This is a genomic window from Cohnella silvisoli, from assembly GCF_021190915.1.
Lineage (GTDB): Bacteria > Bacillota > Bacilli > Paenibacillales > Paenibacillaceae > Cohnella > Cohnella silvisoli.
The window spans coordinates 1-15,026 of sequence record NZ_JAIOAP010000025.1 but is presented as its reverse complement, the minus strand read 5'-3'; the positions used below and the strand labels follow the sequence as shown (position 1 = coordinate 15,026).

Sequence of the window (15,026 nt, the reverse complement as noted above, 5' to 3'; positions counted from 1 at the left end):
GCTACTTCACACCTGAATGAACCATCGTCGCCAACACTTTTTTCTGAAACAACAAGAACACGATCAAGTTCGGCATAAAGATCAGCAGCCCGGCGGCAGCTGCGATATTCTGCCCGGCTACGCTGTTATGCAGCCCGCTCAGCAAGCTGTTGACGTAAAACGCCAGCGTCCGCATCGTCTCGTCTTGCATATATAGCGACGATGTTTCGATATCGGACCACACGCCTTGAAAGGTGAAGATGGAAATGGTCGCAATCGCAGGCGCGGACAGTGGCAGAATGAGCCGTCTGAATATGCCTGCCTCCGATGCGCCATCGAGTTTAATCGCCTCGATCAACTCGTTCGGAATTTGCGAGATGAAGCCGATGAGCAAGAATACGGCAACCGGAGATGCGAGATAGGGCAAAATATGGCCGAAATACGTATTGGACATGCCGATTCCGCTAATGATCAGATAACGCGGAATTTGTACCGTCTCGGGCGCAAACATGAGCGAAACGAGAATAAGGGCCATTGTAAGCGATTTGAACGGAAAGCTTTTTTTGGCGATCACGTAGGCCGCCATCGAGCTGAAGACAATAACCAGCAAGAGAGTAACCGATGTGACCAGGATGCTGTTGAACAAATACCGCGTGAACGGCACGACATCGCCGCCCGACTTCAGAAAGAGCTGTTCGAAGGAATGGGTAGTCGGATGCTGGACAAAAAAAGTCGGCGGAAACAAAAACAGTTCGTTTAACGGCTTGAACGCATGATTGAAAATGAAAATGATCGGAAGCAACATAAACAACGCCAGTGCGGTCAGCCCGATAATAAGCAGCACATCGAATAGGGAAGTTTTACGCAAGCTTCTCCATGCCATTATTCTCCCTCCTTCGTTGCAAACAACCGGTAAGCGAACCGCATCGCCAGAAAGGAGATGATGAGCAGCACGACGGAGATGGCGGAAGCGTATCCGAGTTGAAATCGGATGAACGCAAAGTCGTCTACATGGTTAATAATCAGATGACCCGCATATAGCGGCGTAATCGGCAATCCGGTCAGCTGCACTGAAATGCCGCCCGCCTTGAGCGTCGAAACGATCGCCATAACCGCGCTGAACAGCAGTTGCGGTTTCATAGACGGAATCGTAATATAGAAAATTTCCTGAAGGCGGTTATGGATGCCATCGATTCGTCCTGCCTCGTACAATTCCTTGTTGACGGTCTGGAATCCGGCCAGCATCGACAGAAATCCGACGCTGAAGCTGATCCAGAGCGAGACAAGAATCATAATGTTGAGTAAATAACGCGGGTCCTGCAGCCAGAGACGGGGCTGTTCAAGCCAACCGGCTTGGATAAGGAAGTTATTTAAATATCCGACCCGGTCACCGCTGAAGGCGGCGATCCAGACGACTGAGAGGGCTACCGCTCCAGCCATCGACGGCGCATAAAAGGCGAGTGTATAATAATCGCGCAGTTTTTTGGGCAACTGATGGATGAGCCACGCGAACAAAAATGCAAGCACATAGCCGCCCGGACCGACGATGATTGCAAACTTCAATGTATGAGGCAGCGCATATTTCAAAAAGACGATGTCCTGCGTCAGCAAGGAGATGTAATTGTTGAAGCCGATAAACTTCGGAGAAGCGAATCCGTCATAGGAGGTAAAGCTTAAAAAACCGGCCATGAATACCGGAATGACGATAAACAGCATAAACATCGTCATAAACGGGGCAAGAAACAGATAGCTCGTACGCGCCCGCCAGATCTCCATCCCGAAACCCCTCATTCTTAGCACAACAAGAGGCGGAGTCCTCGCAACGCCAGACTGCGGCAGTGAAGTTTTTAGTTCTGTCATGGTGCTCCGCTCCCCCAATTAAAAGGTTCCGTAATCGCCGGCACTTGCAGATTGTCGCTGTTCGTTATGCCGAAATCATCCTGCCGTCGCTGCATTTCCCGCTGCAGCGACACTTCCGTCTCTTCAAGCGATTCCTTAGCCGGCTTGCCTTCCACGACCGTACGAATCCATGCGAAATCCATCTCCCTTGCCAGAAAGTAATATCCCGGCACATAGGGCACATTTTTTACCCAGCGGCCTTGCTCCTTGATAACCCGGATATCCCTGCTCGGCCAGGATAACGTCTCAAAAGCGTTTAGATTGGCAGTATTCCAGCGATATTCCAGTCCGTAATACGACTCCATATCATTGCCGTACTGCGACTGTACTTGATCCGACGTCCACCACTTCAGAAACTTCCACGCTTGATCCTGCTTGTCGCTTTTTTTCATGATCATCGCCCCGGACAGCCCTTGCGCCGTCCATCGCGCGACTTCGCCGTCAGGCTGCCGGATGCCTGGCACAGGCGCGATCTTCCACTTGCCGGTAATTTCCGGTGCGGCCACCTGCAACTGCAAATAGGTATTGAAATCGGCAATTCCGATCGGTATGTCACCATTTCGGAAATGATTGAAGAAGGCCGGCGCTTCCAGAGGCAAATAATATTTCGTGTACAAATCGGTCCATTGCTTGAATGCCTTCAGCGCATTTGCGCTGCCGAGGTTGTTCGTTAATCCATCGGAAGTATAAAATTCAGCGTCGTTTTGATAAAAGAACGGCGTAAAATCTTTGGTCGGATAATACATCGTCATGCCGTTTTCCTGCAGCGTTGGCAGCATCTTGTAAACATCGTCCCACGTATCCGGCGCCTCCAACTTCAATTGCTCGAATATGTCGGTGCGATAATAGAGGACGTAAAAGTTTTGCACCTCCGGTAAAGCATACGTGCCGCCGCCATAGGCAAATGAACGCATGGCTCCCGGATTGAAGCGCCTGAACACCTCGTCGAATTCCGGCATCCCGGACAAATCGACAACGGCATCCCGCATCGCGTAATCGACTGCCGTCTCCATACCGACCCCAAGCGCGATGTCCGGCTGATCGCCTGCCGCATTGCCCAAAATCAACTGGTTCGGATTCGGCATTAGGTTGACGTTCACCTCAATGCCTGTCCGCGGGGTGAAATCCGTATCGATCATTTCCCGCAGCAGTTCGGCATAATCCCGGCCCCGTTGTACCCACACGGTAATCGCGTTAGCCTTATTGAGCTTGCGCGTATCGTAATCCTGATAAAAAGTGCGTGCGAAATTCAGCGCCGCATAAGGAATGCGTTCCAGCTTGGTTGGTGATTTCAAGCCCGTTTTGGTGTCGGGAGTGCGGACCACGATATAATCAAGCATGACCGACTGATAGTTGAGCTGGGCAAGCCAAGTTCCGATATTGTTCTGCATCACGGAAAAATCCATAACTCGATTCGGGATGCCGTTCACGTCGTTTGCCATTTTCGTCAGCATGTCGACAGCTACTTCAATGGCATCTGTTATGTCGGTTTTATGCTGATTGATGCCATTTATATAGTCGGCAACCTGACTAAATCGACCGCTAAGCGCCTTTATTTTGTTCACCAGCTCGGGATCGTATTTCAGCAAATCCCATGTGCGCTGCGTGTCGAGATTTAGCGTGGCCGATACTCTGCCTTTACCGTAATTTCCGGTTATTTTGCTAATGGAAAGATCGAGCTCGTTGACCTCGTCCAAAATATCCCGCAGCGCCAGCAGCGCCGGCTGCATCGGCGAGGCGTCGCTGATCAGACGCAGCGTATGTTTGCCCTTGGTCATATAAAAGCGGTACGGATGCCCGTTATCGTCTTGAAAGGATGCGATCTCGAAGTTATCGTTCGCCGGCAGCGCATAATGCAGCATTTGCCGGAACGGCACGACGCCGTCGATCATCAGCGTCCGAAACGCCTTGAAATCGCCTCTGTATCCCTGGTAAAATTTCAAATCCAGAACGTACCAGCCGTCAGTTGGCACGTCCATCTTCCATTCCACCCAGTCGCCGGGATTCCGCCAACGATCCCCTCCGAGCACGTTGTAAACGATGCGGCCTTTAGGATCTGGAGAAATATGCGGTTCGGAGGTGAAGTTCGTCTGGATAGACGTATTCGACTTTTGCAAATATTGCTCAGCCTCGATCACTTCGTACCAGTCGGGCTGCTTCGTATCGGGTTTAGTTTTTTTGTATGCGTCGTAATCAGGGATTTCGGTCACGGGCACCCATCTAAGCGACCGGATTGCTACGGGCTCCTTCTGGCCGATCAGACGGAAACGATGCAAACCTTTCGTAAGCGTAAATTGCAGAGGCTGCGACGAAGCCGCATAGTTGGCCGCCGCCGTCGTCCTCCAGCCTTCGATTTCCGTCTGTACCGGACGGATTTCCTGTCCGATCGCATTGCGGTCGTAGGGAAATTTGGCGTCCTTCCAATACCGCTCCAGCGTCAGGTTCTCCGCTTCGACAAAAGGAGTTTTTCCGTCGATTTGCAAGCCCCTCACGACGTTGGAATAGCTGCCAGGCAGCGGTAGATAGTCGATTTCCAGCCGGTACGCTCCGGTTGCGGGCACATCCGCCGTCCATTCCACCCAGCCATCGTCGTTCTGCCAATACAGAGCAGGCTGACCGTCGCGCTTCAATTCAATATCGGCGTCCTCGGATGCTGATGCGTATTCAGCCCCATCGATTGCGAACGCATTGACCGGGTTCAAATCACCGCCGGAAGTCGTTCGCTTGAGCTTTACGTACGGAACCGTTTCACCTGAAACCGAGTAGTCGAGTAAATCATCGGCGCTCACCTGACTGACGAAAACATCTTCATCCGCGGATAAAAATAGGCGCAATATTGCAGCAACCAGCACAATAAAGACGACCGTCATCGCTATTTTTTTGCCAACCTTCCGCTTCATGCTCCCGCATCCCCCTGAACGCGTAACGAGCCCCCGGTATTTTGATCAAAGAAATGCGACTTATTCATATTGAACTGCACCTGCACGTTATCCCCGACCCTCACTTCTGTATGCGCTTCCATTCGAACGATTAGCTGGTTATCTCCGAGCGAGACATACACAAATGTATCTGCACCCATCAGTTCCATCAGCTCCACGACAGCGTTTACCGTCCACTGTTCGTTTCCCCGGTTTTCGCCCGTTACGACTGTCATCTGCTCCGGCCTGATTCCCAATACAACCTGTCTTTGACGGAAATCGTTATTTTTTAAATAAACGGCATGTTCGATTGGGATCGGCAGTTTAAGCCGCTTGTTTACAAAGTAGTTCACCCCGTCCTGACGGGTAATGCTTCCCTTGACCAAATTCATTTGCGGCGACCCGATAAAGCCGGCTACGAACAAATTAACCGGCGCATTGTACAGCTCATGCGGTGAGGCGACCTGCTGAATGATGCCATCCTTCATGACAACGATACGTGTTCCCATGGTCATGGCTTCCACCTGATCGTGCGTCACGTATACGGTTGTCGTTCGGATCGTGCTGTGCAGCTTGATAAGCTCCGCCCGTGTTTGTGCCCGCAGCTTCGCATCGAGATTGGAAAGCGGTTCGTCCATCAGAAACACCTTCGGCTCGCGTACGATCGCCCTTCCCAACGCAACCCGTTGCTTTTGTCCACCGGATAACTGATTCGGCTTTTTCTCCAGCAGGTGAGCCATCTCCAGAATGCGTGCCGCCCGGGTAACGCGCAGCTCAATATCATGTTTGGCCGTTTTTCTTAATTTGAGGCCAAGCGCCATATTTTCATAAACCGATAGATTCGGGTACAACGCATAATTTTGAAAGACCATGGCGATATCTCTATTTTTGGGAGATGTGTAGTTTATAAACTTATCATCAATGTATATCTCCCCCTGTGTAATGTCCTCCAGTCCGGCAAGCATACGCAGCGTCGTCGATTTTCCGCAGCCGGACGGACCGACCAGTACCAGAAACTCCCCGTCATCTACGGACAGGTTAAAATCATTAACCGAGGGACTCGCTTCGCCTTTATACTGTTTGTACACATGCTTAAACGTGATGCTACCCATGCTTCATCCCCCTTTCCGAAAATGGTGCCAATACAGTAATTGTGCAGATCAGCTGCCGTTCGATGCTCTTCTACACCTGTGGGGCAATATTTTCGGTTGTAATCACCACCTTGATGGTCTGTCCCTTATCCTCTTTGCATAGGGTCATCGCTTGCCCGATATCGCGAAGCGGAATGCGGTGGGAAATGATCGTATCCGCAGAAATGGTTCCATTCTTCAACATCTTCAATACAATTGGATAATAGAGCGCGGGACTGGCAAAGCTGCCCCTAAGCTGAAGCTTCCGGTAGTGAAAGTCATTCGCATCGAATTGTATCGTCCCGTCACCGGTTCCGATTCCGATATAGGAGAGAACTCCCCCGTAAGCCAACAAGGAAAGGGCTTGCGGAATAATCTGAACTGGAGCGGTAACTAGCACCCGATCAAACTGGTGGTGAAGCTCCGTGTGAGCTGACAGAGCTAGGTCGCTTGCGACCACCTTTGCTCCCAGCTTCTCAGCCGCCTCCAACCTTTTGCTGTTTCTTGTGCGCCCAATGCAAACCACTTCGTCTGCGCCGCTTTTTAGCGCCATGGGAATAGCCATTAATCCGATGGGCCCCGGTCCAATGAGACAAACCTTGTCGCCATGCCGAATATCCGCAGTTTTGATCATGTCGTACGCGACTCCCGCCGGTTCCGCCAAGCTGGCCGCTTCCGGTGTCAGGCCGTCATAACGGACTACGCAGCATGCGGGAGCAATCATATACTCGCTGAAACCCAAGGAAGGTCCTGCTTTCCAGAAGTTAGGGGCTTTATTGCACAAATCCACTCTGCCGTCACGGCATGAATCGCACCGGCCGCAAAATCCCGATGACTCCAGAACGACGGTATCACCGACATGCAGGCCGTCGCATTGCGAGCCTAATCGTTCGATTACACCCGCGATTTCGTGACCGAACGGCTGCCAATCGTCCAGCTTATCCTCCGCATGGCTCAAATCCGTGCCACAAATGCCGCAAGCCTCAACCCGAATAAGCACATGAGCATCAGGAAGAAAATCGGGAAGTTCAAGTGTACGAAGCTCGCATTTCCAGGGTGATTTCAAATAAGCGCTTTGATAGTGCATAGGAACACTCCTATTCGTTTCTAGTTGATGTATTTAGAATCTATTCATTATTGAAAATGCAGACAAAACGTTCGAATTTCCCCTTCCTTCATTACGCCTATTTCCATGATGTTTCCCTTGCCTCGCCCAATAGTCCGAATCGGGTCCTCCAACAGATTGACCTCTTCAACAGCCGTAATTGGAAGCGGCATCCAAATTCGTAAACGGGACGCGCTGCCGTGCATCTGAACGAGTCGAATCGTCTTCCCGATACATCCTTCGGCCTTCTCGGATGGTTTGAAGGCGGTGACGATCGTACCTTGCGCATTCACCCAGCCATCCGGAGTCAGTTCCTCTACACGCAACGCGCAGAACGACGCAACTTTCGTTTCGCTCTCCGCGGGAAGCAGATCCGCTTTCATAGGCTGGTTAAGCTCCCACCCCATTCTTTCGGAATGCGCTTCCCTCCAGTCTCCGGAATGAGGATAGATGGAATAAGTAAAATCATGCCGTCCAACATCCGCTGCGTTATCCGGTTCATAGGAGCTGCGGATCAGCGTCATGGCCATAGTATGACCTTGAATCGAATGCCCGTATTTTCCATTATTGAGCAATGTCATCCCATAACCGTTCTCTTTGTCCGATTCGGAAACATCAATCCAGTGCAGAGCAGGCGCTTCCGCACCGTCCGCCGGGCGTCCGATCGTACCGAACGGAATATTGTAAGTATGTTCTGAAGCCATGACGTGCGGCGTAAACAACACCTTTAACATAGGAGCGTCTTGTGACCCTGAACCTTGCTCCTGCCAGTCGACCGTAGTCGGAAAATCGATACGGCTCAGTTCCCGGTAAACGCGAATTTCCTGCCGTATTTCCGATTCATTGAACCGATGCACCACTTCCGCCGATTGAAATACCGGACCCTGGTGAAGTACGCGAACGGTTGCCCCTTCGAATAACCGTTTCGTCTTGGAAATCGTGCCTATCGTCCATGCGGACATGCCATGCGGCGCTTCATATTGAATTTCGAACAAATTCAGTTTTCCTTTCGGATATCGATCCGTCCATTCCAGCGGGTAACTATAATGCTTGCCAATCGATCTATCCGCCAAGCTGATGATACTTCCGGACTCATGGTCGATTTCCATTCGATAACGGCCGATTTCCAATACCGGGTTTCCGTAATGCGACAATTGAACCGCGGTACCCGGATCTTTCTCCGATTGATCGGATGCCCCCCGGTAACGATACGTCGTAAACCCGTTCGCGGGGACTCTCTTCGCCACGAATACGATTTCGTCACCCGCACATTGAATCTCGGCGCGCCCGCCTTCTTCATCCTCAAGCCAATCGCCGTCCCGCCAATGCTCCGCGCCAGGATAATCCGCTCGTCTCAATACAACCGCATCGGTGCGATCCCATGACAGAGTATTATAAACTACGATGATTGATTGTCCGTTGCTCCCATTGGAATTCGCTTGATCCGACGATGCTGGAGCAGGGTGTAACTGCCGAATAATTCGGCCGCTGGCTAGGTCAGCCGTTTTCTCTGCTTGGGCGGCAGCCGGCACGGCTTCGGTATAGGTGGATCGGATTGAGCAGCCGCACACTATATCATGGAATTGGTTAAAGCATTGCCGTTGCCAAGATTCTCGAATCTGCTCCGCGACTTGGCCGCCGCTCTCTCCTTCAGCCGGAACCTCTCCTTGAGATAGCATGTAAATATCTGCAATCGACGAAAGCGTTTCCGCTTGCACGAGAGCATGCTCCGTTCGGCGGTTCGCTTTCTTGATATCCCCGTGGCTCGTGTAACACCCCGTGAACATCGGGTTAAGTTCACCCTGAATGACGGGAAAATGGACGCCGGATTGTTCAAGCTCCTCGTAAAAATCGACGGTTTTGCTGAAAACAAACCGGGGAAGCAACGGGCTTTCATCCAACCTGATCGCTCTCAGCACATCCTGACGCGTTGCTCCTCCCCCATGATCGCCTATGCCGTAAACGTACATATCCGTTTTTAACCCGTATTTTCGCGTTATCTCCGTCAATCCGGGTACGATCCGCGTAGCGAAGATCCTGCCCATGTAACCGGTCGAGCTGGGCTCGTTATAGACGAGAATACGGGAACCCTCCGACCCTTCCCACCAGAAGATAGGAATCCCCCGGCCGGCCCTGCTGTGGTAATAGTACTTAATGCCCGCTCTGGCCAGCACATGCGGCATCGTTGCCGGGTGTCCGAACGTGTCCGGCTCCCAGCAGACGACCGGATCGACGCCGAGCTGTTCCCGTACGTACGACTTCCCAAGAATGAACTGGCGAATCAACGACTCGTAACCCGACATGTTCAAATCGCCTTCTACCCAAGTGGCAGCCGTCACATCCCAGACGCCCCGATCGACTTGACGCTTCACGCGCTCCCAAAGCTCAGGATACCGTTCCTGAACGACCCGGTACGTTGCTGCTTGACTGTGCGAGAAGCAGACTTGAGGGAAGTCTTCCATAATTCCGAGCATCGCTTCGAAGTCGCGGACGATCAGGTTCTCCGTTTCGCTCCATGGCCATAGCCAGTTCATATCGATGTGGGCATGCGCAACGAGATGAACCTTGTACGCCTTGGCATAAGGCCGAACATGGGCCAACCTTGACCGAATATGCTGCATGTCCGATGCGACACGGTCCCAGCGATTGTCCGCCAACGCGCCATAATCGAACGCCTCCAGCGCCTCATGCAGCGAATCGGCAATAGTCTCTTCCACCATGTCTCCGTTCTCGATCAGAAATTGCACGAACCCCAATTCCTCATTCAGCGTATCCAATTGAAAAATCCATTCGTCAAGCGCAGCGATACGAATTTCCGCCAACGGGAAAAATCCGAATCCATCGCCTTGCTTGCATTGAATAAAAATATGGAAAATATCGTTTCCGTTTGCCGCCTTCGATAACTCGATCGGCACGACCTGCGTATCTGCCCAATAATCGACCTGGTATGAAAGCTCTCCATTCACATAAACCGTTGCGCCAGTGTTCATCCAAAGCTCGAAGCCGACATTAGAAGACAGCAGCGGGATACCCATATACTCGGCTGGCACCTCTATACGGTTATAGAACATCCGGGCGCCGTCCCGCGGCGACCATGCATAGACCAGAGAATGCTCCTGCCAGTCCGTGTAAGCATCTAATGCTTGCTGAGGGGTCATTTCACCCGTCGTTGTCCGCCACGTATTCAATTTGAATGCATCCTGCAGCGCCTTATATTTGGCTTGCAGCGCTTCTCTGATACGCCCGAGTTCTTCCCTCCATTCAAGCTTTTCCGTTTTGCGGCTCATATTCATTGGGTAACAACTCCTTCCTTCTGACTATGAATTCCTGCCGCCGCAAAGATATCGTCGATTAATTGATCTACGGCGAAAGCTTCTTCAACCGTTGCAAGCGGAACGCTTTCCCCTGACAAAGCTTTTTCGATCAAGCGATATTCTTCTTGAAAATTATCGACCATTCCCGCATTGAACGATTCTTTCGCTTTGAGAGATTCATCCCACAATTCGGCTACCGGCGATTCGAATTGCGGTCGCTCCCACCAGGTCGTATGAAGAGTGGCCAATCCCTCATCGCCGCGAAGTTCAATGAGTTCGTCCCAACCGTTTTCCCTTCTGCCGACCCCGAACAACGAAAGCCAACCGCATTCAACGGTTACGGTCGCTCCATTCTCCATTTCGAGAAGCGCGTGGGCCATTTTATCCACTTTTGGATAACAACCGTCATGATATTGCATGCGAGCCGCCAATACCTTCTTCACCGGACCCGCGAATTGGAGCAGCAAATCTAGCATATGACTTCCGGAATTAACAAACACGCCGTCCATGGGGGATCCCGGAGATAACGCGAGATGATTCGCAATCATCGGCCAACTTGCGTCCGGCATCGGATGATATACTCTGACCAAGCCGCTTCTCATTTGTCCGATTCGCGATGAATAATCAGCAAATTTCTGAACCGTCGGATGCAATCGTTTCATATACCCGACGAAAAAAGGCCGTCCGGTTTGTTTGACAAGCTCGACCAGTTGTCTGGAATTCTCGGACGAACGCGTCATCGGCTTTTCGCACAATACGGCGTGCCCCGCCTTTACGGCTGCCGCAGCGACATCGTAATGGTAAGCGTTAGGTACGGCAACGGTAACAAGATCGGCTTGTTCCGACAACAGCGAATCGGTGCTTGTTGTCCATCGGCAGCCATACTTATCCGCCAATGCTTGCGCTGATTTCTCATTGAAATCAGCCACCAAGCCCAATTCATGTCCAAGCGCCTTAATGGAACGCGCATGATACTCAGCAATATTTCCTGCACCAACGATGTTTACTTTCATATTTTAAGCTCCTTGTATTCTCAATTTTAGTTAAAGCTTTAACTATACAAGCGGAATTTCCGCCTGTATCTAGAGCTAAATTCCTTTTACTCAAACAGCAATAGGTCCGAATACAACCAAAGGAAATCCCAGTTCATCTCTTGCGTTAATGACAGGATTCAGTCCCGATCCGTGGCATAAGCTGCAATCGGCGGGAACCGGGGTTTCCAAGCGAAGTACGATTCGACGATTATCTTCCGACAGATGAGCTTCGAGAGGCAGAGGTATGCTACCGCTAACCAATAGAAAACCGAATAGTCGCTCTACCGGCCGGAATGCCCCGTTTATCCCCGAAAAATCCAATAGTAATTCCGTTCTGTCATCGTTCCATACGGTTCTTGAAAGCCGGGGTCCGGTTTGAGCTACAGGTCGATCGTAAGCGCTTGCAAGTGCAGCCCAAGCCATTCTCTTGCCGATCTCGCGCAACGAATCCGTTGACAAATGAATGAAATCATCTAACTTGGCATCGATCGTCGGCACGAGGTACATATTCTCGAGCTCGCTCTCCATTCGGAGTTGCTCGTGCTGAATTCTGTTCCATTGGCTCTCTTCCGGCCAAGCCGGAACCGTCCCAAGCGTTATCATGACGGGCCCTAACTGGGCGTAAATAAAAGGCAGGCTGGAATCGTTCAAGTCCCGGCGGAGGCTCTGCACGAAATTTCCGAATCGATCGTAATAAAAGGGCGCTTCGTCGCTTGTCGTATCACTTTCGCCCTGATACCACAAGCATCCCTTCACCCTGCCACCGACGGCTTGCACGACGCGCAGCATCGAACCGTACAACGAGCCTCCGCCTAGATGGGCGAGTGCCGGATCCCATTGCGCCATTGAAGTTGCACCTTGCGCAACCATAATGAGCCCCACGGGAATACCGGTCTCGCGAAGCAGATGCTTGCCGAAAGCAAGTCCAAGCCCGCTGCCCAGTACCCGATTTCTGCGAATCTCTTGGATTTGTTGTTCCCTGTTACCCGTATTGCCCCTATGAACCGGATCGTCAGATTCTAATTGCCAGCTTAACGGTTCAACAGCCAAGTCCCAGCGGTCTCCGAAGTAAAAGCAACTGACTCCCGGCTGCGGCTCATCCACGTCAATCAGTTTACCGCAGCCTTCCATATTCGATTGCCCTGCCAAGAGCCATAAATCTCCGACAAATATCGGTCCAATCAAGATTTCAGCTAAAACTTCATCCGCTTGTTCACTGACAATCCGCGCACTCAAGTTATGCTGTCCAATGGGGACGCTCTCGATGAAACCTGAAAATTGCCCAATCTGGCGCTCAATTATCCCGACGGTTTTCCATGATGTGGCGGACGAGCGGACTTCCAACCTCCCTTGAATCGCCTCCAAAATGCTGAGCGAAAATGGAATTGATGCCCTATTGTCCGAGTCCCTCTGGAATACGCGGTACGGAATTGGCTCTTCTACAAGTATCTTTGATTTCACAGCTAGTCACTCCTAAAATATTAGTGGAAATTTTCATCCACTTAGTTAAAGCTTTAACTTAACTGATATATGTATCATACAAAATACTGTTTTCTTCTGTCAAGAATATTATTTAATTCTAATGCCAGACTTTAGTCGAGGCCGAAATTGAACCCGAGTCGATTGTGCCGGTCCATTTCATGGGTTACGATATCTCAAGGTTCTCGACTAATTTCATTCCCTTCACAGGTTCAAGTAAAGGCAGGTATTTTTTATGTTCGAGTCTTATCTTTTTCCGATTTCGTATGCGTTCCTATCGTTTCCGATTGCGGCGGCACTATTTACTTTGCCGTTTCTGATCGTACAGTACCGGAGGCACGGATATATTAATAAGTACCGGAGTTTTCTGCTTTATCTGTTTCTTCTGTACTTGATGAATGCGTTGTTTCTGGTCATTCTTCCGCTGCCCGCGACGTTACACAACGATCCGCCGAACGTTTCCTCTTACATGCAGTTGGTTCCGTTCCATTTCATCGATGATATCATAAGGGAAACCGGCGTCAAACCAGAAAGCCCCTCCACCTACTTGCATCTTCTGAAAGAGCGGGCGTTTCTGCAAGTGCTGTTCAATGTTATTCTCTTCATCCCTTTCGGCATCTTCTTACGGTACTACTTTCGATTCCGGTGGGTGACGTGCCTTTTCGCATCCTTCGGCTTGTCGATTTTCTTTGAAATCACGCAAGTGACCGGCATTTACTGGGTATTCGATTATCCATACCGGTTATTCGATGTGGACGATCTGTTAATGAATACGATCGGCGGCATGATCGGATTTGTGGCGGCTGAATGGTTGTCGGTGCTCCTTCCCCGCATCGACAAGCTGGACGAAAATACAGATTTGACGAAGAAGCGCATCAGCTATACTCGCAGATCGCTCGCTTTCCTTCTCGATTGGGTTATTCTTTTGCCCGTTCTCGCAGTTGTGGCTGTGTTCAAGATTCCGTATGGTTATGCAACGCTAATTGTCGGCTACTTTATAGTCGTCCCCTATGTCACTAACGGCCTAACCTTTGGCAAATGGATCGTCCGCATTCGTCTGAAGGGACAGGGGGAGCGTATCAACGTTCGTGAGCTTGTCATCCGGTACGGTCTTCTTTATTTGCCTGCGGGAGTGCTGAATGTCCCGTTGTTCAGTTATTGGCCCCCGGCACTTCTAAGATTGTATACCTTAGCGATACTCTTGTTTTACGCCGCACTCGCCTTCAATCTGCTTCGATGCGTGTTCAACCGGAACCGGAGGCCCTTCTACGAAACTAAGAGCGGCACCAATCACGTCATCACATTGGCCAAGTTGAATCAGAAAACGTCTTCCGTTAATTTTATACATGAAGGCAAAGTCAACCGCGATTCCGATCAAAGCGGCAATCAGGTATTTTAGCTGGATTTCCCTCTACGATTGGATTCGGACACCGAATTCGCCTGTGCTCCGGTAATTTTATACACCTTTGTATACAAGATTTCTTCAAAAAGGGCAAACTTCGCTTCAGTGAGAGATTGAGGATAACTCATCATTTTGAGCGGCAAATCAGGCTGCCCTTTCTGAAGAGGAGGCTGCACATATTCGAAAAGATTGAAATGAAACCCCAATCGCTCATAAAAGTTTACTCTCCGTTGTGCTAAGTCCGTAACAGGAGGTTCCACTTCCAATAGAATGGGCTTTATTGACTCTCCGATATACGCGGTCATTAATTTCCCCCCTAAGCCGCTGCCCCGTATGGCTGGATCGACAGCAATGTGTTCCACAAACCGAAACGAAGGAAATTCCCACACGGCAAGAAAAGCGCTTATATTGTTGTTGCCATCCGTTTCCGTAATGAGTCGGTAGTGCGGATCGGACAGCAACTCCTTCTGTCCGGCATAAGTTCTCCGTTCACTTGCAGGAAATGAAGCCTTCATAATCGCGAATACTTTATCAAATTCTCTGTCGTCCAAGATTCAGATTCTCCCTTATCTAAACTGCTTTTCACTATAAATACTATTTTCTTTTTTAAGACTTATATACATGAACCTCCCCTACTTATTCGCTAAGAAGTAGGGGTTTCTTACCAGCCATACCGGTACTTTCTGCAAGCAAATAGGTTGGCTACTTGCTTTCGCTGCTGGCAGCGGAAATCTAACGGTAGGGTTCAGTAAGCAACACTTTTGCA

10 protein-coding genes are annotated in these 15,026 nt (G+C 50.5%); 1 reads left to right on the top strand and 9 read right to left on the bottom strand.

What is annotated here, in order from left to right; all coding sequences use genetic code 11:
• Window position 1 precedes the first annotated feature (1 nt).
• The 8 genes from K7P76_RS30800 to K7P76_RS30765 all read right to left on the bottom strand — a co-directional run bounded on the left by K7P76_RS30800 (window position 2) and on the right by K7P76_RS30765 (window position 12,840).
• The gene (locus K7P76_RS30800; RefSeq protein WP_232189939.1) at window positions 2-862 is read right to left on the bottom strand and encodes a carbohydrate ABC transporter permease; all 861 of its coding nucleotides are present in this window, start codon (window positions 860-862) and stop codon (window positions 2-4) included.
• The gene (locus K7P76_RS30795; RefSeq protein ID WP_232189938.1) at window positions 862-1,839 is read right to left on the bottom strand and encodes a carbohydrate ABC transporter permease; all 978 of its coding nucleotides are present in this window, start codon (window positions 1,837-1,839) and stop codon (window positions 862-864) included. The genes K7P76_RS30800 and K7P76_RS30795 overlap by 1 nt, the downstream gene beginning before the upstream one ends.
• Entirely contained in the window at window positions 1,836-4,778 is a 2,943-nt protein-coding gene (locus K7P76_RS30790) for an extracellular solute-binding protein (RefSeq protein WP_232189937.1), read from the bottom strand. Before K7P76_RS30790 ends, K7P76_RS30795 begins: the two co-directional genes overlap by 4 nt.
• Window positions 4,775-5,908: an ABC transporter ATP-binding protein gene (locus K7P76_RS30785; RefSeq protein WP_232189936.1), complete on the bottom strand. Its 1,134-nt coding sequence runs from the start codon at window positions 5,906-5,908 to the stop codon at window positions 4,775-4,777. Before K7P76_RS30785 ends, K7P76_RS30790 begins: the two co-directional genes overlap by 4 nt.
• 70 nt (window positions 5,909-5,978) lie before the next feature.
• A complete protein-coding gene (locus tag K7P76_RS30780; RefSeq protein ID WP_232189935.1) occupies window positions 5,979-7,013 on the bottom strand; it encodes a zinc-dependent alcohol dehydrogenase in 1,035 nt (344 codons plus the stop codon).
• Window positions 7,014-7,060: 47 nt separating this feature from the next.
• A complete protein-coding gene (locus tag K7P76_RS30775; RefSeq protein ID WP_232189934.1) occupies window positions 7,061-10,324 on the bottom strand; it encodes an alpha-mannosidase in 3,264 nt (1,087 codons plus the stop codon).
• Window positions 10,321-11,358 carry a Gfo/Idh/MocA family protein gene (locus tag K7P76_RS30770; protein WP_232189933.1) on the bottom strand — a complete coding sequence of 346 codons (1,038 nt, stop codon included), beginning with the start codon at window positions 11,356-11,358 and terminating at the stop codon, window positions 10,321-10,323. The genes K7P76_RS30775 and K7P76_RS30770 overlap by 4 nt, the downstream gene beginning before the upstream one ends.
• A 90-nt stretch (window positions 11,359-11,448) precedes the next feature.
• Window positions 11,449-12,840, bottom strand: a complete 1,392-nt coding sequence (locus K7P76_RS30765; protein ID WP_232189932.1) for a sialate O-acetylesterase — start codon at window positions 12,838-12,840, stop codon at window positions 11,449-11,451.
• Between the two features lie 253 nt (window positions 12,841-13,093).
• Between K7P76_RS30765 and K7P76_RS30760 the strand changes: the two genes are divergently transcribed.
• Entirely contained in the window at window positions 13,094-14,257 is a 1,164-nt protein-coding gene (locus K7P76_RS30760) for a VanZ family protein (protein WP_232189931.1), read from the top strand.
• Here K7P76_RS30760 and K7P76_RS30755 read toward each other — a convergent pair.
• Window positions 14,254-14,814, bottom strand: a complete 561-nt coding sequence (locus K7P76_RS30755) for a GNAT family N-acetyltransferase (RefSeq protein WP_373692547.1) — start codon at window positions 14,812-14,814, stop codon at window positions 14,254-14,256. The two genes, K7P76_RS30760 and K7P76_RS30755, sit on opposite strands and share 4 nt — an antisense overlap.
• Window positions 14,815-15,026 lie beyond the last annotated feature (212 nt).

Excerpts from the sequence above, each read along its gene's own strand:
- K7P76_RS30775 (WP_232189934.1), bottom strand. The coding sequence starts at position 10,324 with ATGAATATGAGCCGCAAAACGGAAAAGCTTGAATGGAGGGAAGAACTC.
- K7P76_RS30795 (WP_232189938.1), bottom strand. The coding sequence starts at position 1,839 with ATGACAGAACTAAAAACTTCACTGCCGCAGTCTGGCGTTGCGAGGACT.
- K7P76_RS30770 (WP_232189933.1), bottom strand. The coding sequence starts at position 11,358 with ATGAAAGTAAACATCGTTGGTGCAGGAAATATTGCTGAGTATCATGCG.
- K7P76_RS30785 (WP_232189936.1), bottom strand. The coding sequence starts at position 5,908 with ATGGGTAGCATCACGTTTAAGCATGTGTACAAACAGTATAAAGGCGAA.
- K7P76_RS30800 (WP_232189939.1), bottom strand. The coding sequence starts at position 862 with ATGGCATGGAGAAGCTTGCGTAAAACTTCCCTATTCGATGTGCTGCTT.
- K7P76_RS30780 (WP_232189935.1), bottom strand. The coding sequence starts at position 7,013 with ATGCACTATCAAAGCGCTTATTTGAAATCACCCTGGAAATGCGAGCTT.
- K7P76_RS30790 (WP_232189937.1), bottom strand. The coding sequence starts at position 4,778 with ATGAAGCGGAAGGTTGGCAAAAAAATAGCGATGACGGTCGTCTTTATT.
- K7P76_RS30760 (WP_232189931.1), top strand. The coding sequence starts at position 13,094 with ATGTTCGAGTCTTATCTTTTTCCGATTTCGTATGCGTTCCTATCGTTT.